Source organism: Christiangramia aquimixticola (genome assembly GCF_048285835.1).
GTDB classification, from domain to species: domain Bacteria; phylum Bacteroidota; class Bacteroidia; order Flavobacteriales; family Flavobacteriaceae; genus Christiangramia; species Christiangramia aquimixticola.
In genome coordinates this window covers 57171-78421 of record NZ_JBLVTL010000005.1, presented here as the reverse complement: position 1 = coordinate 78421, position 21251 = coordinate 57171, and the positions used below count along the sequence as shown (strand labels likewise).

At 39.2% G+C, this 21251-nt stretch carries 21 protein-coding genes, 1 tRNA gene and 1 pseudogene; 8 read left to right on the top strand and 15 right to left on the bottom strand.

The genetic code is table 11. From position 1 onward, the window contains the following. Both ACNKXV_RS11270 and recF read right to left on the bottom strand, forming a co-directional pair. Window positions 1-415: lipocalin-like domain-containing protein (locus ACNKXV_RS11270; protein ID WP_417907835.1), on the bottom strand; the 415-nt coding region annotated here is incomplete at its 3' end. Next, a complete protein-coding gene (recF, locus tag ACNKXV_RS11265) occupies window positions 412-1491 on the bottom strand; it encodes a DNA replication/repair protein RecF (RefSeq protein WP_417907834.1) in 1080 nt (359 codons plus the stop codon). The genes recF and ACNKXV_RS11270, both read right to left, overlap by 4 nt. Before the next feature lie 147 nt (window positions 1492-1638). On the opposite strand from recF, the gene ACNKXV_RS11260 reads away from it, so the two are divergent. The 7 genes from ACNKXV_RS11260 to ACNKXV_RS11230 all read left to right on the top strand — a co-directional run bounded on the left by ACNKXV_RS11260 (window position 1639) and on the right by ACNKXV_RS11230 (window position 7866). Then, on the top strand, window positions 1639-2412 hold the full coding sequence (locus ACNKXV_RS11260) for a tetratricopeptide repeat protein (RefSeq protein ID WP_417907833.1): 774 nt from the start codon (window positions 1639-1641) through the stop codon (window positions 2410-2412). A gap of 3 nt (window positions 2413-2415) precedes the next feature. Continuing rightward, a complete protein-coding gene (gene ribH / locus ACNKXV_RS11255; protein ID WP_417907832.1) occupies window positions 2416-2922 on the top strand; it encodes a 6,7-dimethyl-8-ribityllumazine synthase in 507 nt (168 codons plus the stop codon). A 116-nt stretch (window positions 2923-3038) separates the two neighbouring features. Beyond that, window positions 3039-3332, top strand: coding sequence for a hypothetical protein (locus ACNKXV_RS11250; RefSeq protein ID WP_417907831.1), 294 nt, complete (start codon window positions 3039-3041; stop codon window positions 3330-3332). Then, window positions 3333-5183, top strand: coding sequence for a DNA mismatch repair endonuclease MutL (gene mutL, locus ACNKXV_RS11245; RefSeq protein ID WP_417907830.1), 1851 nt, complete (start codon window positions 3333-3335; stop codon window positions 5181-5183). Further along, window positions 5183-5932, top strand: a complete 750-nt coding sequence (locus tag ACNKXV_RS11240) for a rhomboid family intramembrane serine protease (RefSeq protein WP_417907829.1) — start codon at window positions 5183-5185, stop codon at window positions 5930-5932. The genes mutL and ACNKXV_RS11240 overlap by 1 nt, the downstream gene beginning before the upstream one ends. Beyond that, entirely contained in the window at window positions 5932-6834 is a 903-nt protein-coding gene (locus ACNKXV_RS11235) for a rhomboid family intramembrane serine protease (protein WP_417907828.1), read from the top strand. Before ACNKXV_RS11240 ends, ACNKXV_RS11235 begins: the two co-directional genes overlap by 1 nt. After that, on the top strand, window positions 6835-7866 hold the full coding sequence (locus tag ACNKXV_RS11230) for an endonuclease/exonuclease/phosphatase family protein (RefSeq protein ID WP_417907827.1): 1032 nt from the start codon (window positions 6835-6837) through the stop codon (window positions 7864-7866). Here ACNKXV_RS11230 and ACNKXV_RS11225 read toward each other — a convergent pair. From ACNKXV_RS11225 to ACNKXV_RS11165, 13 genes and pseudogenes are all read right to left on the bottom strand, one after another. Continuing rightward, the gene (locus ACNKXV_RS11225) at window positions 7861-8496 is read right to left on the bottom strand and encodes a WbqC family protein (protein WP_417907826.1); all 636 of its coding nucleotides are present in this window, start codon (window positions 8494-8496) and stop codon (window positions 7861-7863) included. The genes ACNKXV_RS11230 and ACNKXV_RS11225 overlap by 6 nt on opposite strands. Before the next feature lie 2 nt (window positions 8497-8498). After that, entirely contained in the window at window positions 8499-10064 is a 1566-nt protein-coding gene (gene lepB, locus ACNKXV_RS11220) for a signal peptidase I (protein WP_417907825.1), read from the bottom strand. A gap of 51 nt (window positions 10065-10115) precedes the next feature. After that, a complete protein-coding gene (dapB, locus tag ACNKXV_RS11215) occupies window positions 10116-10829 on the bottom strand; it encodes a 4-hydroxy-tetrahydrodipicolinate reductase (protein ID WP_417907824.1) in 714 nt (237 codons plus the stop codon). 1 nt (window position 10830) lies between these two features. Continuing rightward, the gene (locus tag ACNKXV_RS11210; protein ID WP_417907823.1) at window positions 10831-11409 is read right to left on the bottom strand and encodes a DUF5683 domain-containing protein; all 579 of its coding nucleotides are present in this window, start codon (window positions 11407-11409) and stop codon (window positions 10831-10833) included. Then, window positions 11399-12301, bottom strand: coding sequence for a ParB/RepB/Spo0J family partition protein (locus ACNKXV_RS11205; protein WP_417907822.1), 903 nt, complete (start codon window positions 12299-12301; stop codon window positions 11399-11401). Before ACNKXV_RS11205 ends, ACNKXV_RS11210 begins: the two co-directional genes overlap by 11 nt. A gap of 3 nt (window positions 12302-12304) precedes the next feature. Further along, entirely contained in the window at window positions 12305-13069 is a 765-nt protein-coding gene (locus ACNKXV_RS11200) for a ParA family protein (RefSeq protein ID WP_417907821.1), read from the bottom strand. Between the two features lie 175 nt (window positions 13070-13244). Next, window positions 13245-14126 (bottom strand): SDR family oxidoreductase, encoded by an 882-nt coding sequence (locus ACNKXV_RS11195; RefSeq protein ID WP_417907820.1) that lies wholly within the window; start codon window positions 14124-14126, stop codon window positions 13245-13247. Window positions 14127-14214: 88 nt separating this feature from the next. Then, entirely contained in the window at window positions 14215-16347 is a 2133-nt protein-coding gene (gene scpA / locus ACNKXV_RS11190; RefSeq protein WP_417907819.1) for a methylmalonyl-CoA mutase, read from the bottom strand. 10 nt (window positions 16348-16357) lie between these two features. Beyond that, window positions 16358-17755, bottom strand: a complete 1398-nt coding sequence (locus ACNKXV_RS11185; protein ID WP_417907818.1) for a methylmalonyl-CoA mutase subunit beta — start codon at window positions 17753-17755, stop codon at window positions 16358-16360. Window positions 17756-17783: 28 nt separating this feature from the next. After that, window positions 17784-18098, bottom strand: a complete 315-nt coding sequence (locus ACNKXV_RS11180) for an FtsB family cell division protein (protein WP_417907817.1) — start codon at window positions 18096-18098, stop codon at window positions 17784-17786. Window positions 18099-18118: 20 nt separating this feature from the next. Beyond that, window positions 18119-18736, bottom strand: a pseudogene (gene udk, locus ACNKXV_RS11175) (uridine kinase); the annotation flags it as partial. A 115-nt stretch (window positions 18737-18851) separates the two neighbouring features. Continuing rightward, a complete protein-coding gene (locus tag ACNKXV_RS11170) occupies window positions 18852-19316 on the bottom strand; it encodes a c-type cytochrome (RefSeq protein ID WP_417907816.1) in 465 nt (154 codons plus the stop codon). Window position 19317: 1 nt separating this feature from the next. Further along, a complete protein-coding gene (locus tag ACNKXV_RS11165) occupies window positions 19318-20511 on the bottom strand; it encodes a PQQ-dependent sugar dehydrogenase (RefSeq protein ID WP_417907815.1) in 1194 nt (397 codons plus the stop codon). A 123-nt stretch (window positions 20512-20634) separates the two neighbouring features. Here ACNKXV_RS11165 and ACNKXV_RS11160 point away from each other — a divergent pair. Further along, window positions 20635-20712 (top strand) — tRNA-Pro (locus ACNKXV_RS11160). The last annotated feature ends 539 nt before the right edge of the window (window positions 20713-21251 follow it).

Sequence of the window (21251 nt, the reverse complement as noted above, 5' to 3'; positions counted from 1 at the left end):
GGCTTATTAAAGGTTCGTATTTTTTATAATAATATTTTTTTCCATCGCGATTCTCAATGATAAGGTCTTCAGGAGTAGCTTCCAGTACTTTTTCCTTCCAATTATCATAGGGAGTAGAATAATAAAGAAAAAGGACATTCTCTTCAATTTTAGCTTTTATATTTTCAGCATCATTGGAAGCCTCAATATAACTGCCGTCCAGCTTAGGTTGCAGCTTTTTTCTGAAACCCGTGCTATCCTTCATTTCTATATAATCGATGTACTGGCTTAGGCTAAATTCTATTACGGAATCTTTTTCCATCTCCACTTTTTCTATTTGCCAGTAACCGTTAAGGTTCTTTAACTGTTCTTGTGGACTGTTAGATTGGCAACTTACCAGCAGAAGTATGTTAATGAGTACTATTAACTTTCTCACAGTTTGAATATTTTATAAGATTGATTGCTGCTTTTAACTACTTTCTCTGTCCTGTCTGCATGTGTATCGCTTAAAAAGATCTGTCCCAATTCATCTGTTGCTACAAGCGCTACAATATGGGCGACCCTGTTCTCGTCAAGCTTATCGAAAATATCATCCAATAGAAGGATTGGATTCACTTTGCTAACTTTTTTAATAAAGTCGAATTGCGCCAGTTTCAGCGCTATCAAAAATGATTTTTGCTGTCCCTGGGACCCGAATTTTTTAATTGGATGTCCTTCTATTTCAAAGCTGAGGTCATCTTTATGTGTTCCTACAGAAGTATATTGTAATGCCATATCCTTCTGGAGATTTTCCTCCAGTAAATTGGATAGGGAATTCTCAAACAATTTGCTTTTATACTGAATATCTACTTCTTCCTTATTGTTAGTGATATCAGCATATCTCTTGTTAAAAATCGGGATAAACTCCTTCAGGAATTCTTTGCGTTTTTCAAACAGTTCCTGTCCCAAACTGCTAATTTGAATATTGTAAACCTCGAGGGTATCTCTTTCAAATTTATTGTTCGCCGCAAAATATTTTAGTAACGAGTTTCTTTGTGAGATCTGTTTGGTGTATTGCAGCAACTTGGTCAAATAAACCTGATCGCTTTGGGAGATCACCCCATCCATGAACTTTCTCCGGGTCTCCGATCCTTCTATTATAAGGTCGCGATCTGCCGGGGAAATTATTACCGTGGGAATAAAGCCAATATGATCACTTACTTTTTCATAGGCCTTATTGTTCCTTTTGATGATTTTCTTCTGTCCCTTTTTTACACTTACAAGGATCTTTTCATTTTGTTCATTTTTCTCAAACTCTCCGTCAACTACAAAAAAGTCTGCATCATGGTTAATATTTTGAGAAGTAATGGGGTTAAAATAACTTTTTCCGAAGGAGAGATGGTAGATGCTGTCCAGGACATTGGTTTTTCCAACTCCGTTATTCCCTACCAGGCAGTTGATCTTCTGGTCGAAATTAAATTCAGCCGTCCTGATATTTTTGTAATTAAGAAGGCTAAGATTTTTTAGATACATAAAGTGCTGTATTTCAGCTGAAAAAAATTAAAATGCCTCAAGATTAGTTTTGCGGCAAAAGGACCCGAAATTATTCAAAAAATACAAATATTTTATCTTTTAATTTTCACAAAAAATTATATTTTTGCCCTGCATTAAAAATTTTTTATGGCAACATATAAGAAAAGAGGATACAAGCCTTCCAATAAAGAAGAGAAGGAAATTACGGCTGAACAGGAATCTACAACTGCAGAAGTTTTTAACAGTTTAGATGAAGGGGCAAGTAGAACTGAAACCTGGGTAGCCGATAACCAAAAGTATATCTATATTATTGTTGGTGTTGCTATTGTTGCTGTTTTAGGATATTTAGGTTATAACCGATTTATCCAGGAGCCAAAGCAAAATGAAGCTGCCAATGAAATGGCGCAGGCACAGGAATATATGGCTTCTGCTCTTAGAGCGAATGGAGCTCAAAGTGATTCTTTGTATAACCTTGCCCTTAACGGAGGTGAAGGGAAGTACGGATTCCTTGATATCATTGAGAACTACGGTGGAACAGATGCCTCAAACCTTGCGAAGTACAATGCCGGATTTGCATTCCTTAGAACAGGGAAGTATCAGGAAGCCATTGAGAAACTGGAGAGCTTTGATAGTGACGACGAAATTTTTTCTGCTCTTGCTGCAGGTGGAATTGGTGATGCCTTTCTTCAACTTGACCAGCCGGAAGAGGCACTTGGTTACTATGAGAAAGCAGCTGAAATGAGATCAAATTCATTCACTACTCCAAGATTTTTATTGAAAGCCGCGATCACCGCTCTTAAAACAGGAGATGCTGATGCTGCTGAAGAATATCTGCTTCAAATCGAAGAAGAATATTCAGACGCTCCGGAAGCTGATAAGGTAGCTATCTACCTTGGGCAGGCGCGCGCTATGAAAAACTAAAATATGGCTACAGAAGGTAAGAACCTTTCTCAGTACGATAAGAATACGATCCCAAACGCGAAAGACTTTCGGTTTGGGATCGTTGTTTCTGAATGGAATGAGGAGATCACAGAAGGACTTTTTCAGGGTGCATTTGATGCATGGATAGAAAATAATGTCAAAAAGGAAAACATCGTTAGATGGAATGTTCCCGGTAGTTTTGAACTCATTTACGGCTGTAAAAAAATGCAGGAGAGTTTTGAAATGCTCGATGCGATTGTAGCCGTTGGAAACGTGATCCAGGGAGAGACGAAACATTTTGATTTCGTTTGTGAAGGGGTGACCCAGGGTATTAAAGACCTGAATGTACAAAGTGACATTCCCGTGATCTTTTGTGTACTTACAGATAATAATATTGAGCAATCCAGAGCACGTAGCGGGGGAGAGCATGGTAACAAAGGAACTGAAGCAGCCATAGCAGCCATAAAAATGGCACAGTTGCGAAAGGATGCCAAATTCTACAAGGGTTAGTATCGCTAATTTTTACCTCAAAACGGCATTGTAATTGCTACCTTTATTAATAGGCTCTTGCTTCGGATTTCTGAAGCATTTTGAGTAAATTTGGAGCACGCAAACAATCTACAGTTTTGAAAATCAATTTTAACAAGATCAGGAAGAATACCCGGTATAACTATACTCCCCGGTACTACAAGGGGAAAGATGCCGGTAATATCTATGATTTTGATTCAAAATTCAATAAATACAGAGAGACTACCAATGCGATAGATTTTGGTTCCCAGTGGGCAGAGGCCAGAGAATCGAGCCGTACTCGCGGGAATAGAAGCATCAATCGTCGGGTGGTTTATATCATTGCAATTTTACTTTTCATTTGTTTGTGGATATTAGATTTTGATTTATCAATTTTCTCGAATCCCCGTTAAATGAGTAATGTAATACAACTTTTGCCCGATCATGTTGCCAACCAGATCGCGGCAGGTGAAGTGGTGCAACGGCCCGCTTCTGTAATTAAAGAACTTCTCGAAAATTCTATCGACGCCGGAGCCGGAAGGATCCAGGTGGTGATCAAAGATGCAGGTAAAACCCTTATTCAGGTGATCGATGATGGGGTTGGAATGAATATTACCGATGCCCGAATGAGTTTCGAGCGACATGCAACTTCCAAGATCAAAATAGCCGACGATCTTTTTGCGTTAAGAACCAAAGGATTTAGAGGTGAAGCGCTGGCATCTATTGCGGCGATCGCTCATGTCGAGCTGAAAACCAAAACCACTCAGGATGAAGTTGGTACCTGCATCAAGGTGGAAGGAAGCCAGATCGTTACTCAGGAGCCCTGTGTTACTCCAAAAGGGACCTGTATAAGCGTAAAGAATCTTTTTTATAATATCCCGGCCAGGAGAAACTTCCTGAAGTCAGATAACGTAGAAAGCAGGCATATAATTGATGAATTTCAACGGGTTGCTCTGGCACATCCGGATATTAGTTTTAGTCTCACCCATAACGATAACGAACTTTTCCAGCTCCCTGTTGCAAATCACAGGCTAAGGATCACCAATATCCTTGGTGGAAAGACCAATGAGAAACTTGTGCCGGTAGATGAAGACACCGAGATCGTAAAGATTTCAGGATTCGTAGGAAAACCTGAATTTGCCAAAAAGAGCCGTGGTGAACAGTTCTTTTTTGTAAATAACAGATTTATAAAGAGTCCTTATCTCAATCATGCTGTGACGGCATCGTTTGAAGGATTATTAAAAGATAAAAGTTATCCCAGTTATTTCCTGTATCTGGAAGTGGATCCAAAGTCCATAGATATTAATATTCATCCAACTAAAACGGAGATAAAGTTTGACGATGAGCATGCACTATATGCTATTTTAAAGAGCTCTATCAAACATAGTCTGGGGCAGTTCAATGTGGCTCCCATGTTGGATTTTGAAAGGGATTCAGACCTGGATACGCCTTATAATTACAGTGCCAAACAGGCCAGTGCTCCGCAGATTGAAGTAGACCGCAATTTTAATCCGTTTCAAAATGAAGCGAATCAGGCTGCGGCCTATGCTACTGCTACTTATAAAAAGGAGAAGACAGCGAGCTGGGAAAGCTTATATTCCGGCATGCAGGCTGAAGTTGATCCCGGTGCAGATATAAAACAAATCGAATTTGAAAGCGAGGAAGTAACGGGTAATCTATTTGGAGCGAAAGAAGAGCAGGCTGAAAAATCTACTTTTCAGCTTCATAAAAAATATATAGTATCCACGCTTAAAAGCGGAATTCTGGTAATAGATCAGCACAGAGCGCATACCCGTGTGCTTTATGAAGAGCTGCTTAAAAACATTACAGTTTCGGCAGCGGTTAGTCAGCAATTGCTGTTTCCATTAAGACTCAGTTTTAATAACCATGAAGTAGAAATGCTCAAGGAGATCAGGGAATCTTTGGAACAAACAGGTTTTATCTTTTCTGCCATCAATAAAGATGAAGTGGAAATTAGTGGAATTCCAACCCTGATCCCTGAAAGTGAAGTGGAGATCTTATTGGAAAAACTTATTGCCGATTTTGAGAAAGATGTACCAAACGATGGCTTTTCACAAACCGATCTCCTGGCGAAATCGCTTGCGAATTCCATGGCGGTAAGATCTGGAACCTTATTGAATTCAACAGAACAACAACATATAGTAAACCGACTTTTTGCATGCAAGGAGCCGGCTTTAAGTCCTTATAATAAAACAGTTTTCACTACTTTATCTGTAGATGAGCTGGACAAAAAATTCGCTTAATGGGTAGAATCACAGAGACCGTAAAGGCCCTGCTTATAGTAAACGTAATATTTTTTATTGGTAGCCAGCTAATTGGTGATGTTGCGTATGAATATTTTGCACTTTGGTTTATAAAGAACACCAATTTCCAGGTTTGGCAAATTGTGACGCATATGTTTATGCACGGGGATTTTATGCATATCCTCTTCAATATGTATGCTTTATGGGCTTTTGGTAGTCCTATTGAGCAAATGCTGGGGCAGAAACGTTTTCTGTTCTTTTACTTTTCTGCGGGGATTGGAGCTGCCTTATTGCATACGCTTGTAAATTTATATGCCTACCAAAAAGGTTTTAATGGCCTGGCTGAATTAGGCTGGACCCCTGTGGAAATTTCCAATTATATTCAGGAAGCCTATGCTACCAACAAATTCCGCATTCCTGAAGGCATGGATCAGGATACTTTGCGATCCATGTTACAATCTTATGCTAATCCGGCAGTAGGAGCATCCGGGGCAATTTATGGGATACTTGTTGCGTTTGGAATGATGTTTCCTAATGTGGAACTTTTTCTTTTATTTGTACCTGTACCAATTAAGGCCAAATATTTTATTCCTGTTTTAATTGGTATAGATTTGTTTTCCGGCTTTACCGGTTATTCATTATTTGGCGGATCCATTGCGCACTTTGCCCACGTTGGGGGAGCTTTATTTGGATTTATCATGATGTATTACTGGAAAAGAAATCAGTTTAATAATAACCGCTGGTATTAATGAAGGCTTCAGACAGAATAAAATATAAATTCCAAACTGCTACGGTGACTGAAAAGTTGATCGCCGTAAATGTGCTTGTTTTTATTCTATTCTTCCTGTTTAGAACCATTGCCTTTTTATTTCAGCTTCCGCAAGACTTTTTAGTGGAATGGTTCGTATTTCCAAAGGAACCGCTGGAATTTTTACTGAAACCCTGGTCAATTATTACATATACCTTTTTACACAGCGGGATATGGCATATCCTGAGTAATATGCTTATTCTGTATTTTTCAGGGGTCTATTTTCTGAGTTATTTCTCCCCAAAACGATTGCTTAATTACTACTTCCTGGGGGTTATAATTGGAGCTTTGATATATATGCTTAGTTATAACCTGTTTCCCGCATTCCAGGGAACAGGACGATCTTATTTGATGGGTGCTTCAGCAGGAGTAATGGCTGTATTGGTTGGTATTGCTACTCATGTGCCTAATATGAGGGTAAGATTGATGCTAATTGGAAGTATCAAATTCTGGTATATAGCAGCTTTTCTTGTGGTGCTGGATGTGATTCAGATCCCTATGGGGAATGCCGGTGGACATTTTGCACACCTAGGGGGCGCGGCTCTCGGGTATTTCTACACTACTCAGCTTCAAAAAGGGAATGATATTGGAAAATGGTTTGAAAACATAGTGGACTCTCTTGCTTCTATTTTCAAGCCTAAAGAAAAGAAAGCCCGTATGCGGACCGTACACCGCACAGGTAACACTACAAAGTCCAAAACCAGCTCGACCTCTAAATCTGTCAATAAAGATAACAAGCAAAAGCGCGTAGATGCAATTCTGGACAAAATTAGCAAGAGTGGTTATGATAGTCTGAGTAAAGCTGAAAAGGATTTTCTATTTCAGGCAGGTAAAGAAGATTAAATGAAGAATCTTGGACTATTAGATAAATTTATTTTTATTCTGAATTCATTAGCAGCTACGGCTTTGCTGTTTTCATACCTTCTGCCACATGTCCCGCCTAAGACTTTTCCATTATTATCGGTTCTAAGTTTAGGGGTGCCGGTGCTAATCATTCTTAATAGCATATTTTTAATCTACTGGATACTCAGGCTTAAAAAGCAATTCTTACTCTCGCTGTTTATCCTGATCCTTGGTTATAATTATGTCGCCGGATTTGTCAAATTATCGGGAGAAGAGGTGGCAGAAAATACGGATGTTGGTTTTAACTTAATGAGTTATAATGTTAGGATGTTCAATGCCTATAAATGGACTCAAACCGAAAACATTCCCGGGCTAATCACAAATTTTATAAAGGAGAAGAGCCCGGATATATTGTGTGTGCAGGAACATTATGTGGGTGCTGCAGAACTTTCCAAATTGTATCCTTATAAATACATCAAATTGAAGGAGAAAAATGCTGAATTTGGATCGGCTATTTTTTCAAAGTTCCCCATTATTAAAACCCATTCTGTAGATTTTCCCCATGATGGGAATAATAATGCTATCTATACAGATGTGGTTATAAATAAGGATACCCTACGAATATTTAATGTGCATTTTCAGTCTTTAAATATCAAACCGGGAATAGACGATCTTCAAAAGGAGGACTCCAAAAAACTTCTGGGAAGGATAGGGCATGGCTTTTCCCTGCAGCAGGAGCAGGCAGAGATGATGATGGAAGAGGTTAACAGATCTCCTTATAAAACTATTATCGCTGGTGATTTTAATAATACCAGTTTTAGCTATATTTATGATATGGTAAAACAGGACGACCGGTTTAATGACGCTTTTCTTGAAGCGGGTTCAGGTTTTGGAAAAAGCTTTAAACTCAACTATTTTCCTTTGAGAATAGATTTTCTTCTTATAGAAAAAAGCCTGAATATTATGGAATTTGAGAGATTTGAGGTCGATTTTTCAGATCACTATCCAATTTCTACCAGAATCGTGCTATAGACCCTGTTCCTGTAAATAGGAGAGGGAAGCATTACCTTCATTAAATAGTAAGTCCAGAATACTCAAATTAGGCAGAAATCCGGTCTTTTCTTCAAATACCTGATTGTATCTTGTGTTCTCAAATCCACGATTGGATTTTGCATCTACCAACGGGCGGTAATCTTTAACTTCAACCGGGCTTAGAATGAACTCCTGAGTTTTCTCGAATTTCCAATCCACCTGCAGGCTCTCTGCTACGAATTCCATACAGTGATAATTGAAATCCATTAAAAATTTGAATTTCCTTTTATAAAGCGGATAAAGATCGTCTTCAAAAAACTCGAAGAAGGGAGAAGTTTGATAAGATGATTTAAATGCTCTCCAATGTTGAAGTTGCCAGTTGAAGTCATTCTCGATCTGCACATCCTTATACCTTTGTCTGCCTCTGGTTTTTAAGCCTAAAGCTGCACTGTGTTTTATAGGGATATTCAGCGTTAGCTTGCCATTAGCATCGTAGATATACATCCGGTTGCGATAAGTTTGTTTCTGGTAATTATCTTCATTTTCAAACCAGATCTTTTCAGCCTGCGAAAATGCAACCCATTGGCTAATTGGCCCAAAATAGGAGGGATGTAATAAAATCGAATCCATAACTAAGCTTCTCTACGCTTTTTAAACAGTCTCCATCCAAAGAAAACAACGAGGGCTATAAGAAAGTAAGGAAGATAGGAAGTTGGTTCACCATCTCCTTTTACCGTAGTGAATACTCTATCCCATCTAATTTTATCAAAACCACGGGCATTGGAATCCCAGCTTAACCAGATAAAAACAGGTTTACCTACAACATGATTGGCAGGAACATAACCCCAGGTTCGGCTGTCTTCAGAATTATTTCGGTTATCACCCATCATCCAGTAATAATCCTGTTTAAAGGTATAACTGTCTATTGGCTGGCCGTTGAGTAAAACCTGAGTCCCGTTCATAGAAAGGGTATTATTGATCCCAAATTCTGATCCTTCATAAGTTTCGATGATCCGCTTATAAAAAGGCATGCTTTCTGAAGTTATTGGTACAGTAACACCTTTTTTAGGGATATAAATAGGACCTAAATTGTCGTTATTCCAGCGGGCTTTACGATCATTAGGGAATAGAGCCTTGCTTTTTGAAACCGTATCCACATCTCTTTGGATAGACGCTACATTAGGATGGTTCTTAAGCCTGTTAAATGCTTCATCTGTTAAAGCAATAAAGGTAAACTGATTCGTATTAGGGTTATAACCAAAACCATCAGTTATATCGTATAACTGATATAAACTTTGCGGATTGAATGGCTGACCCTTGGTGTAACCTGTATACCTGAACTGAGGTTTTGCTCTCTCCGGTAATTCGGTTTGCTTTCCATTTATATGAACATATCCATTACGAACGCTTAGGGAATCCCCTGGAAGCCCAACTGCTCTTTTTACGTAATTGGATTTTTTATCGATAGGTTTTTCATAATATTTCCCATCTCCATATTGCTGAAAAGCGTTTACTGTATCGACCGGCCAGTTAAAAACCACAATATCGTTACGCTCAATTTTTTCAAATCCAGGGAAGCGTAAATATGGGATTTGAGGATCGTTAAGATATGATTTTACTCCAAGCACAGGAATAGTGTCATGTACCATTGGGAAAGCAACAGCGGTTTTAGGAACCCTAGCCCCATAATGAAATTTACTTACCAGCAGAAAATCCCCAACAAGCAAAGTTTTTTCCAGGGAAGAAGTAGGAATAGTAAATGGCTGCATAAAATAGGTATGCACGATAGTTGCTGCAATAACTGCAAACAGGATCGAACTGATCCATTCTCCAACTTCTGTCCGCGGTTTTAGATCCCTTTCCGCTATATAAGGATCGTTGGAGGCATAATTTACATAATAGATGTAGAATCCAAGGGTAAGAATCACTGCGAAGGTTTCTGCCGTTGAATTTCTGCCAAAACTTCTGATGGTTTCCACCCAGGTAACCGGAATTATGATCAGGTTTACAATTGGAATAAAAAACAGAATTACCCACCATTTTGGCCGGTTAATAATTTGCATTAATACAATTGCATTATAAACAGGGATGGCTGCTTCCCAGGCTTTTCTACCCGCTCTCTGATATAATTTCCAGGTTCCCAGAAAATGTACAACCTGTATGATAAGGAAGAAAATAAACCACTCAGTAAAAGTCATAAGTAAAATTCTTTATGCTATTTGGCAGAAACTGCCGGAAATTGTTACATTTTATTTTTCAAAAAGCTGTGCAAGAACGTCTTTCATAGTGAAGACTCCGGTTTTTCCATTAAGGAATTCGGCTGCAACCACGGCACCAAGAGCAAAACCTTCTCGGGATTTCGCGGTATGTTTTATCTCAATACTGTCTATAGTAGAATCGTAGGTAACCGTATGAGTTCCCGGTACATCTTCGATCCTTTTGGCATGGATTGGAAGTTCATTCTCTCCAGCTTCCTCCAGTTTCCAGGAATTAAGCCTGGAGTTATCTTCTAAAATTTGCTCTGCCAAAGTTATTGCAGTACCGCTTGGGGCATCTAATTTTTTAGTATGATGGATTTCTTCGATCTCTACAGAATAATCTTCCAGACCCTGCATCATCCCTGCGAGTTTCCTGTTTAGCTCAAAGAAAACATTCACTCCCAGACTAAAATTGGAAGCGTAGATAAATGCTGAATTTTTCTCTTTGCAGATGTCTGTGGCTTTATTAAAATCATCCAGCCAACCGGTGGTTCCACTAACTACGGGAACATTATTTTTAAAACAGGTAGTGATATTTTTAAACGCAGCATCAGGAATACTAAAATCAATAGCCACATCGGCTTTTGATAAATCATGCTCCTCGATATCTCCTGTAATTTTAACAACGATCTCATGTCCACGATCCATGGCTATTTTCTCAATGGTTTTTCCCATTCTTCCGTAGCCCAACAGCGCTATCTTCATTTTAAAAATTAAAATTTAAACTTAGTCCGTAATTGGTTTTTCCGGTAAGTGCATCAAAATCCATATTTGGCCTTACAGAAAGGTCCTCATCCACATTAAATTGCCTTAAATGTGCATCTACATTGGCGTCGATAATATTCAGAATATACACTCCAACAGTTACCAGGATCGAGATTTCCTTGTTTTTCTGATAGATTTCCTGGGCACGAATTAATCCGGCCGTAGTGATTCTCCCTTCAAATTCATCTGGTCTTCCAGCGATCCGGTTTTTATATGCGTCACGATAACGGTCATACTGCTCATCATTCTTCAGATAAAAGTATACTCCGGTACCAAGCCCGCCATATGCGATTGGTATTTTCCAGTAACTACCGTTATATGCCTGACCAAGTCCCGGAAGTACTGCAGAGTAGAAGGCAGCTTTTGCCGGTGCGAGGGCATTGTAAGGCTCGTAATCTTTTTCCTTGATTTCTTCTTTTTCCTGTTCAGGAGTGATAACACTGAGCGAATCCTGCTGGGCAGAAAGGCCTGTGCATACGAACAGGAAAATGATCAGGATGGAAAATGGTCTAATTTTCACCCCGGATAAGTTTTTTGATTCTTTCAAAGTCCTCTTCAGAGGTAAAAGGAATAGTTAGTTTTCCGCTTCCCTTTTTAGTAACCTTTACATCTACCTTGGTTCCAAGAAATTCTGAAAATTCTTTAATTCCTTTTTTATAAGTAGTAGGAACGGTACCCTTCTTTGAAGCAGCTGCAGGTTTATCACCGGCATTTAATTCCCTTACAAGTTGTTCGGTTTCTCTTACTGAAAGTGATTTCTGAATGATCTTTTCATAGATCTCCAGTTGTTTTTGATTATCGTCTATATTTATCAAGGCTCTTCCATGCCCCATACTAAGAAATCCGTCACGCATTCCCGTTTGGATAATAGGATCAAGCTTTAATAATCGCAGGTAATTGGCAATCGTAGACCGGTTTTTACCAATACGGTCACTTAATTGCTCCTGAGTTAGCTGAATTTCGTCAATAAGTCGCTGATAGGATAAGGAGATCTCAATAGGATCAAGATCTTGTCTCTGGATATTTTCTACCAGGGCCATTTCCAAAGATTCCTGATCGTTGGCAATTCTTATATATGCCGGTACGGTTTTAAGCCCTACAAGCCTGGAAGCACGAAATCTTCTTTCCCCGGATACCAGCTGATATTTTCCGAAATCAAGTTTTCTAACCGTAATTGGCTGGATAACTCCCAGCTCCCGGATGGAGGTAGCCAGTTCTTTTAATGATTCTTCATTAAAACTGGTTCTTGGCTGAAATGGGTTAACTTCTATCGAAGAAAGTTCCAGTTCAACTATATGACCTACCAGCTTATCAGCATTTTTGTCTTCAGCAGATTTAATATCATTTTCAGGATCCTTCAATAGAGCTGAAAGTCCTCTTCCTAATGCCTGTTTCCTGGTAGCCTTCGCCATTGTTTATTCGTTTTTTTTAATTATTTCATTTGCCAGGCTAAGATAATTGCTGGCTCCTTTGCTGGATGCATCATAATTGATAATGCTCTCGCCGTAACTTGGCGCTTCACTTAAACGAACATTTCTTTGAATGATTGTATCAAACACCATTTCGTCAAAATGCTTTTTAACCTCTTCCACAACCTGATTGGAAAGTCTTAACCTTGAATCGTACATGGTTAAAAGCAAACCTTCTATATCCAGTTTGTTGTTATGTATCTTCTGAACACTTTTGATGGTATTCAGTAATTTACCCAGCCCTTCAAGAGCGAAATATTCACACTGGATAGGAATAATAACCGAATCTGCTGCTGTTAAAGCATTCAGAGTTAAAAGTCCAAGGGAAGGGGCGCAATCGATTAAGATGAAATCATACTTTTCCTTAAGAGGCGTGATCGCCTTTTTAAGCATATATTCTCTTTCTTCCTGATCTACCAATTCAATTTCTATAGCCACAAGATCTATGTGTGCCGGAATGATATCAAGATTGGGAGAGCCGGTCTTTTGGATTGCATCTACAGCATTCACAGAGTGTTCCAGCAATTGGTATGTACCATTTTCAACTTCTTCAACATCTATACCCAGTCCAGATGTAGCATTGGCCTGAGGATCGGCATCTATCAATAAGATTTTCTTTTCCAGAACCCCTAATGATGCAGCAAGATTCACAGATGTTGTGGTTTTACCCACGCCTCCCTTTTGGTTGGCAATAGCAATGATTTTACCCATTAATCGTGTATGATTTTTGAAAGGTAAAAATACAATTTATTATAGGTTTAGAAAATGAAATTGTTAACAGCTTCTAAAGAAAAAACCGATCAAAATCCCGGTAATAGGTGGATTCTGATCGGTTTTTTAACAAATGACTGATTTTTATTGTTGAAAACTGTATTAATTTAGCGCTCTATTTGTTCTTTTTAGCCTTGATCATGCTTTCAAGCATATCCCACATCTGGTCCGGCACTTCCTCTAATAAATTGAATTGCCCGGCTCCTTTTAGCCATTCCCCACCATCAATGGTGATCACTTCACCATTTACATAAGCTGAGAAATCTGATACCAGATAAGCAGCAAGATTAGCAAGCTCCTGATGATCTCCAACTCTCTTAAGCGGAACCTTTTTAGCAAGGTCAAATTTTTCTTTTAGATCTCCCGGTAATAATCTATCCCATGCACCTTTAGTTGGGAAAGGTCCAGGAGCGATCGCATTGGATCTAATTCCGTATTTGGCCCATTCCACTGCCAAAGAGCGCGTCATGGCCAATACACCGGCTTTAGCCGTTGCACTTGGCACCACATAAGCTGAACCTGTCCAGGCATAAGTGGTTACGATATTCAGGATGTTCTTGTTTTCCTGTTTGTTCTCTATCCAGTATTTTCCGAAGGCCAGCGTACAGTTCTTGCTTCCTTTTAAAACTATATCGATTATGGTGTCAAATGCGTTGGCACTCAATCTCTCGGTAGGAGAAATAAAATTTCCGGCAGCATTGTTAAGAAGAATGTCTACAGAACCAAATTCTTTTATAACCTGGTCACGCATGGCTTCCACCTCTTCATAATTTCTTACATCACACTGTACCGGAAGACACTTTCCGCTGGTCTCACTTTCTAATTCTTTACTTACAGTTTGAAGCTTTTCAAGATTTCTTGAGGTAATGGCAACATTTGCGCCAAGTTCCAGGAAATATTTGGTAATTGATTTACCCAGGCCACTACCACCGCCGGTTACCACGATGGTTTTACCTTCAAGTGCATCATCCCGAAGCATTTTTTTCTTTAGATCCATATTTTAGTTTTACTGGTTATAAGGTTTAGCTAATAACAATTTCCTCCTGATAAAAAATCAGAGAAAATTGCAGTGAAGCTAAGTTGGTTTATTCATCAATTAATATGTCAAGCAGCTGAATGGCAGCATCGCTTATTTTGGTTCCCGGTCCAAAGACCGCAACTGCACCGGCGTCAAAAAGGAACTGATAATCCTGTGAAGGGATTACACCTCCCACGATTACCATGATATCTTCGCGACCACGTTTTTTTAGTTCTTCTATTACCTGAGGAACCAGAGTTTTATGTCCAGCGGCAAGGGAGGAAACTCCAAGAATATGAACATCGTTTTCTACTGCCTGCTGAGCAGCCTCAGCCGGAGTTTGAAATAATGGTCCAATATCCACATCAAAACCAAGATCGGCATATCCGGTTGCTACAACTTTTGCTCCACGATCGTGACCATCCTGACCCATTTTTGCGACCATAATTCGAGGTCGGCGACCTTCCATCTCAGCAAATTTATTTGCTAATTCTCTGGCTTTATTAAAGGAATCGTTGTCTTTCATTTCTTTGGAATAAACTCCGCTAAAGGACTGAATTTTTGCTTTATACCTGCCATAGACTTCTTCCAGAGCATTGCTGATCTCTCCCAGGCTTGCCCTTTCGCGAGCAGCGGTAACGGCCAGTTCGAGAAGATTTCCAGATTCATTTTTAGCAGCTGTGGTAAGTGCATTTAATGCTTCCTGTACTTTTTCTTCATTTCGGGTTGCTCTTATTTTTTCCAGTCTGGCTACCTGTTGCTTTCTAACCGTCTGGTTATCTACTTCAAGGGTTACCAGTTCATCTTCTTTCTCCAGGCGGTATTTGTTAACCCCAACGATAACGTCGGTTTCACTATCAATTCGGGCTTGTTTTCTCGCTGCAGCTTCTTCAATTCTCATTTTTGGAATTCCGGCTTCAATAGCTTTGGTCATTCCGCCGAGTTCTTCAACTTCTTCGATAAGCTTCCAGGCTTTTTCGGCAATTTCTTCGGTTAGTTTTTCGACATAATAACTTCCGGCCCATGGATCCACCGTTTTAGTGATATTGGTTTCCTGTTGAAGGAATAGCTGGGTATTACGGGCGATTCTCGCCGAAAAATCTGTTGGTAGAGCAATCGCTTCATCAAGCGCATTGGTGTGTAAACTTTGGGTTCCGCCAAATGCCGCAGCCGCTGCTTCAATGCAAGTTCTGGCAACATTATTAAACGGATCCTGTTCCGTTAAACTCCATCCACTGGTTTGAGAGTGGGTACGCAAAGATAAGGACTTTGGATTTTTAGGGTTAAATCGCTTAACAAGTTTCGCCCATAACATTCGGGCGGCTCGCATCTTGGCGATCTCCATAAAATGATTCATTCCAATTGCCCAGAAAAATGATAACCTCGGCGCGAAACTGTCTATTTCCATTCCGGCATCCAGGCCTTTACGAATGTATTCCAAACCATCAGCCAGGGTATATGCCAATTCAATATCACAGGTAGCTCCGGCTTCCTGCATATGGTATCCCGAAATACTAATGCTGTTAAATTTCGGCATATTTTTAGAAGTGTACTCAAATATATCTGAAATGATCTTCATTGAAGGAGTAGGAGGGTAGATATAAGTATTCCTCACCATAAACTCCTTCAAAATGTCATTTTGAATCGTTCCCGATAATAATTCCGGTTTTACGCCCTGTTCTTCAGCAGCAACTATATAAAAAGCCATGATGGGAAGAACGGCCCCGTTCATGGTCATGGAAACCGACATTTTATCAAGTGGAATCTTATCAAAAAGAATCTTCATATCCTCAACAGAGTCGATTGCAACCCCTGCTTTTCCAACGTCTCCAACTACTCTTTCATGATCACTGTCGTAACCTCTGTGAGTTGGAAGGTCAAAAGCTACCGAAAGTCCTTTTTGCCCAGCAGCAAGATTTCTGCGGTAAAAAGCATTGCTTTCTTCGGCAGTGGAAAATCCGGCATATTGACGAATTGTCCATGGCCGGCTTACATACATGGTGGAGTATGGCCCCCTAAGATATGGCGGAATTCCCGCAGCGAAATTTAGATGTTGAGATTGTGAAATATCTTCAGCCGAGTAAGAGGTCTTGATCTCGATCTCTTCCGGGGTTTGAAATGTTTCTTTTTTGGATTCCCTTTTCTTTATTGAAATTGGAGCGTCTGCCAATTTAAGATTCTGTAGATCCTTGCGTTTCATAAACCCTGATTTATTGGATTGGCTGATTGGTTTTTTCTTCTTCAAGTCTGGATTGTTCGAGCTCCTCGCTTAATCTTTTTTCCAGAATAGGCTGAAGCAGGGTCTTACGAGGATTTTTCTTTAAAAAGGGATAAAGCTCAATATCGTGACTCATCCGGTCTTCAGGATTCTTATATTTATTAGTTCCTATAAGGACTAATTCTCCGGAATTGAATTTTTCTTGTTCTTCCTGTGCACTTTCACTGATCTTTCGCTGGATAACACCTTCTTTAAGCTGTTTTAAAAATCCACCGCCTTTTTCGATCTTTTTGAAAATTTCAAGCGCCTGTTCTGCCAGTTGTTTGGTAAGAGCTTCAATATAATAAGCACCTTCAGCCACGTTACCCACTTTATCAAAATAACTTTCGTTCTTCAGTATTAAAAGTTGATTACGGGCAATGCGGTCACCAAACTCATTGTTTTTATGATAAATCGCATCGTAAGGCATGTTACACACCACATCAGCACCACCTAAAACGGCACTCATACTTTCTGTAGTTGTGCGGAGAAGGTTTACATTAAAGTCGTATAAAGTTTTGGTTCTTTTGGTAGGTTCAGCAAGAATATGACATGTTGGATTAAAACTGAATTCCTGAGCCACAGTAGAGAATAACCATCTTAAAGCCCTGATTTTTGCAATCTCAAAGAAATAATCTGAACCAACCGAAACATTTATTTGGAAAAGCGTCTCTTTTTTAACCTGCTCCGGTAACTGTTCCAAATGATTAAAATATTCGGTTAGCTGAGCAATGGTGTAAGCCAGCTGTTGTGGAATATTTGCTCCTGCGTTTTGAAATAATCCCAGATCTGCGCTTAAAACCGATTGAAAGCCGGAAGAATTTTCCAGTATTTTTTCTAACTGGAGATGATCACTTTTTAGATTTTTGAACCAATTACCGCTACGGGCGAGATTTCCAATAATATCTGTTTGTAAAAAGACCTTTAAACCTTTATCGGCTATAAAATTTCCTAGCCTGGAAATGTATTCAGCATCAAGAAACTGGCAATAAAGATATGCTTCTTTATCCTGCGGAAAGTTTTCAAATAATTTTACGAAATCGATTTCTGAATTAGGTAAAATGAAGGATATTACCTCGGTGCCTTTCTGAAATTTTTCGTCGGCTTTTTCTCTGGCTGCAACTTCAGAAGTTACATAGATCTTTTCACAGACCTTCCACTGGGATGGGTTGGTTACTTTTAAGCTTTGATCAACATCCTCAGCCGAGTAAAATGGCTTTATATCTATGCCATGAAGGGTTTTGGTGATGAGCTTTTCATTATAATCTGCTCCCTTGAGATCGGCCTGGATCTTCTGTTTCCATTGTTTTGCAGAAACTTCGTCAAATTCCTGAAATAACAATTTTTCCATTGATAATAAGTTTTAAGTAGCCTTTAAATTAATCTATCGTGTCATACTCAATAATATAGATCTCTTCATTAGGCCTTTTCATATAGTACTTCTGGCGGGCAAACTTTTCAAGTTCTACCGAGTCCTGAAGTTTTTCAATAATAGCCTTGTCTTTGGCTATTTCTTTCTGATAAAATTCCTTGTTATCCTGAAGTTCATTAATTTCCTGATCCAGTTCATGATGAATGAACCAGGAATTTGTATCTAAAAAGAACATCCACCCGGCAAATATCAGGCTTATCAGAACATATTTGTTACTGATGATCTTAAACCAGGATTTGTTGCGCAGGTCCTTGAATTTCATAAGGGTTTAAATATACGAAATTAGGTCAATCGTTCTTTGATAATTGTTTGAACAATATCAACAGCTACTGTATTGTAACGGTTGGTAGGAATAATAATATCAGCAAATTCTTTAGTAGGCTCAATAAATTGCTGATGCATTGGCTTTAAGGTAGTCTGATATCTCCAAAGCACCTCTTCCAGGTCACGTCCCCTGTCGGCTATATCACGTTTTAATCTTCTAATAAGGCGCTCATCGCTATCGGCATGAACGTAGATCTTGATATCAAAAAGATCTCTGATCTCGGGATGGGTAAGAATAAGAATTCCCTCCACGATAACTACTTTTCTGGGTTGAATCTCAACAAACTCTCCGGTTCTGTTATGTTCTTTAAAGGAATATACCGGTTGCTGAATAGTTTTTCCAGACTTTAATTCTATAAGGTGCTCTGCCATTAATTCAAAATCGATGGACTTTGGGTGATCAAAATTTATCTTCTTTCTGTCCTCAAAAGATAGGTGAGAAGTATCCTGATAGTAAGAATCCTGAGAAATTACATCTACCTCTTCATGTTTTAATTCGTCTATAATTTGATTAACAACCGTAGTCTTTCCGCTACCAGTACCACCGGCAATACCTATTATTAGCATGTTCCTTAAATTTTTGCAAAGGTAATATTACTTTTTAAAACGGTTTTGTAGTTAGCCGGACGAATTTCAATAAAAAAACCGACCCTAATTTGGATCGGTTTTTTCATTTAAAATTGTAAACGGTTTATTCCGTTTCTTTTTTAACGGCAGCAACTTCTTCAGCCGTCACCATATCATCGATATTATTGCTCCACGAATTCATAACATAATTAAGAGCATCTGCAACTTCCTGGTCGTTCAGTCCCATTGGAGTCATGATATTATCATATTTTTCTCCGTTTACCTCAATTGGGCCCTGCATTCCAAATTTAACTCCACGAATACTGGCTTCTCGTTTTTCGGTTAACCAATCCGAACCATCCAGAGGAGGATAGGTGCCCGGAATTCCTTTCCCGGTAGGGAGGTGACAGGTTACACACAGATCTGAATATATATCCTTTCCTCTTTTAATACTTTCAGTCAAAGGTGACTTTTCACTGGTTTTTTCTGTAGAAGGAATGGTATAAGACTCTTCTTCTTTATTTTCTTTTTTATCAGATTTACAAGCGACCATGGCCGTTAAACCCAGTACAAAAAGCAATTTTTTCATATTATTTATTGTTGGTTAGTTTTGCAATTCCTTTTCCTTCAATGGCTACATAAATATTTCCGTCAGGTCCCTGACGTACATCTCGAATCCTTCCGGCTCCTTCAATAAGTTTGGTTCGTTTGCTTATAGATTTCCCATCGAGCTCCAGTAATTCAAGATATTGAAACTTTAGAGATCCAACCAATAGATTGCCTTTTAATTCGGGATATTTTTCTGAAGTTACAAATGCGAAACCACTAGGAGCAATAGATGGAAGCCAATAGAAAATTGGATCTTTCATGGAAGGCTTCGAGGTTTCCTCTGTAATTGTTGTGCCATCATAGTTTTCACCATAAGTAACAACCGGCCAGCCGTAATTTTCACCTTTCTGGATAACATTAATTTCGTCGCCACCCTTAGGACCATGCTCGTGTACCCAGATCTCTCCGGTTTCGGGATTAAGAATCATCCCCTGTGGGTTACGATGCCCGTAGGAATAAATAGCAGCAACTGCATTTTCCTTATTTGTGAATGGATTATCTGCAGGTACACTTCCGTCAGGATTTATTCGGTAAATTTTCCCATTATCTCTGGTGATATCCTGAGGATTCTCATCTCTGTTTCCTCTGTCTCCGGAACTAAAATACAGGAAGCCATCTTTATCAAAAGCCATTCGGGAACCAAAATGCTGACCCTTATTAGTATTAGGTCCGGCCTTATAAATAACCTTGGTGTCTGTTAATTGGTCACCGCTGAGTTTAGCTCTCATTATAGCCGTATTCCCGCCATCTCCTTCACCTTCTGGTGACGCATAGCTAAAATAGATCCAGCCATTATTTTTATAATCGGGGTGTAATATAACATCCAAAAGTCCGCCCTGACCGCGATCATAAACCTCAGGACCTCCTTTTATACTGGTTTTTTTACCGTCTTTAAACTGAATGATCTCTCCAGATTTCTCTGTGATCAATATGCTCCCGTCTGGTAGAAAAGTAAATCCCCACGGAATCTGAAGGTCATTAACGACCATTTCGTAACCATATTTATTGGAAGAACTGGCCTCGATAGGTGCAGGAACCGGTTGATTTTGAGAAGCAGAATTAACCGTGTCGGTCACCGTAGTATCTTCAGTGTGAGCGGTCTCTGAGTTATTGTTGTTTTCTCCACATGCATAGAGACTAAGCAGTACTCCTGCCGATAATAATATTCTTTTCATAACAAAGTTTTATAGCTTTCAATTTTAATAAGTAAACTAAGATATAAAAAATTAAAAGTTTTCATTGTGAAGGATGAATAATTCTTATATTTGCCGCCCAATAATGATTTAAACGAATCATTTCGGGGTGTAGCGTAGCCCGGTTATCGCGCCTGCTTTGGGAGCAGGAGGCCGCAGGTTCGAATCCTGCCACCCCGACCAACAGAAGCTCTGAACGAAAGTTTGGGGCTTTTTTTATGGAGAATTTTGGGTTTGTAACCGGTTTTCTTTAGGCGGTAAAAAAAGTTTTGCCACAATGGGAGGATGAAGATTGCAAAATATGTGTGACTATGAGCTTTTTAAAAAGAGGATAAGATGAACCGGCGGTTTGCAAAACATGTTTCACAATTACAGTAGGGATGTAAGCCGGCCATCTTATCATTATCACTGATTTCATCAATTATTCATCATCCATTCGAATCAACCTATGATATATGGTAATCTCTAAATCTATTTTTCTGTTGTTGCTACATTACCGCCCGGAAATTTTATCCCGGGCAATAATGAGCTGGTGTTTAGGGCAAAAAAGGGAAAGTCTCACTTTCATCTCCTTCAAAGTAAATTTAGCCTTTACTATGCTTGATATTCTTATTATTCGTTAGAAACGGGCTGGGAATAGATGGATAAAGCCCATCTGTAGGTGAGTGGTTTAGCCTGAAATGAAGTTTTAGTTGAAGGGTAGAGAAAAAGTACTAATCCGG

What these genes read in the sequence shown, in the direction of transcription:
- recF (WP_417907834.1), bottom strand. Translation starts at nt 1,491, where the DNA reads ATGTATCTAAAAAATCTTAGCCTTCTTAATTACAAAAATATCAGGACG.
- ACNKXV_RS11260 (WP_417907833.1), top strand. Translation starts at nt 1,639, where the DNA reads ATGGCAACATATAAGAAAAGAGGATACAAGCCTTCCAATAAAGAAGAG.
- ribH (WP_417907832.1), top strand. Translation starts at nt 2,416, where the DNA reads ATGGCTACAGAAGGTAAGAACCTTTCTCAGTACGATAAGAATACGATC.
- mutL (WP_417907830.1), top strand. Translation starts at nt 3,333, where the DNA reads ATGAGTAATGTAATACAACTTTTGCCCGATCATGTTGCCAACCAGATC.
- ACNKXV_RS11240 (WP_417907829.1), top strand. Translation starts at nt 5,183, where the DNA reads ATGGGTAGAATCACAGAGACCGTAAAGGCCCTGCTTATAGTAAACGTA.
- ACNKXV_RS11235 (WP_417907828.1), top strand. Translation starts at nt 5,932, where the DNA reads ATGAAGGCTTCAGACAGAATAAAATATAAATTCCAAACTGCTACGGTG.
- ACNKXV_RS11230 (WP_417907827.1), top strand. Translation starts at nt 6,835, where the DNA reads ATGAAGAATCTTGGACTATTAGATAAATTTATTTTTATTCTGAATTCA.
- ACNKXV_RS11225 (WP_417907826.1), bottom strand. Translation starts at nt 8,496, where the DNA reads ATGGATTCGATTTTATTACATCCCTCCTATTTTGGGCCAATTAGCCAA.
- lepB (WP_417907825.1), bottom strand. Translation starts at nt 10,064, where the DNA reads ATGACTTTTACTGAGTGGTTTATTTTCTTCCTTATCATACAGGTTGTA.
- dapB (WP_417907824.1), bottom strand. Translation starts at nt 10,829, where the DNA reads ATGAAGATAGCGCTGTTGGGCTACGGAAGAATGGGAAAAACCATTGAG.
- ACNKXV_RS11205 (WP_417907822.1), bottom strand. Translation starts at nt 12,301, where the DNA reads ATGGCGAAGGCTACCAGGAAACAGGCATTAGGAAGAGGACTTTCAGCT.
- ACNKXV_RS11200 (WP_417907821.1), bottom strand. Translation starts at nt 13,069, where the DNA reads ATGGGTAAAATCATTGCTATTGCCAACCAAAAGGGAGGCGTGGGTAAA.
- ACNKXV_RS11195 (WP_417907820.1), bottom strand. Translation starts at nt 14,126, where the DNA reads ATGGATCTAAAGAAAAAAATGCTTCGGGATGATGCACTTGAAGGTAAA.
- scpA (WP_417907819.1), bottom strand. Translation starts at nt 16,347, where the DNA reads ATGAAACGCAAGGATCTACAGAATCTTAAATTGGCAGACGCTCCAATT.
- ACNKXV_RS11185 (WP_417907818.1), bottom strand. Translation starts at nt 17,755, where the DNA reads ATGGAAAAATTGTTATTTCAGGAATTTGACGAAGTTTCTGCAAAACAA.
- ACNKXV_RS11180 (WP_417907817.1), bottom strand. Translation starts at nt 18,098, where the DNA reads ATGAAATTCAAGGACCTGCGCAACAAATCCTGGTTTAAGATCATCAGT.
- ACNKXV_RS11170 (WP_417907816.1), bottom strand. Translation starts at nt 19,316, where the DNA reads ATGAAAAAATTGCTTTTTGTACTGGGTTTAACGGCCATGGTCGCTTGT.
- ACNKXV_RS11165 (WP_417907815.1), bottom strand. Translation starts at nt 20,511, where the DNA reads ATGAAAAGAATATTATTATCGGCAGGAGTACTGCTTAGTCTCTATGCA.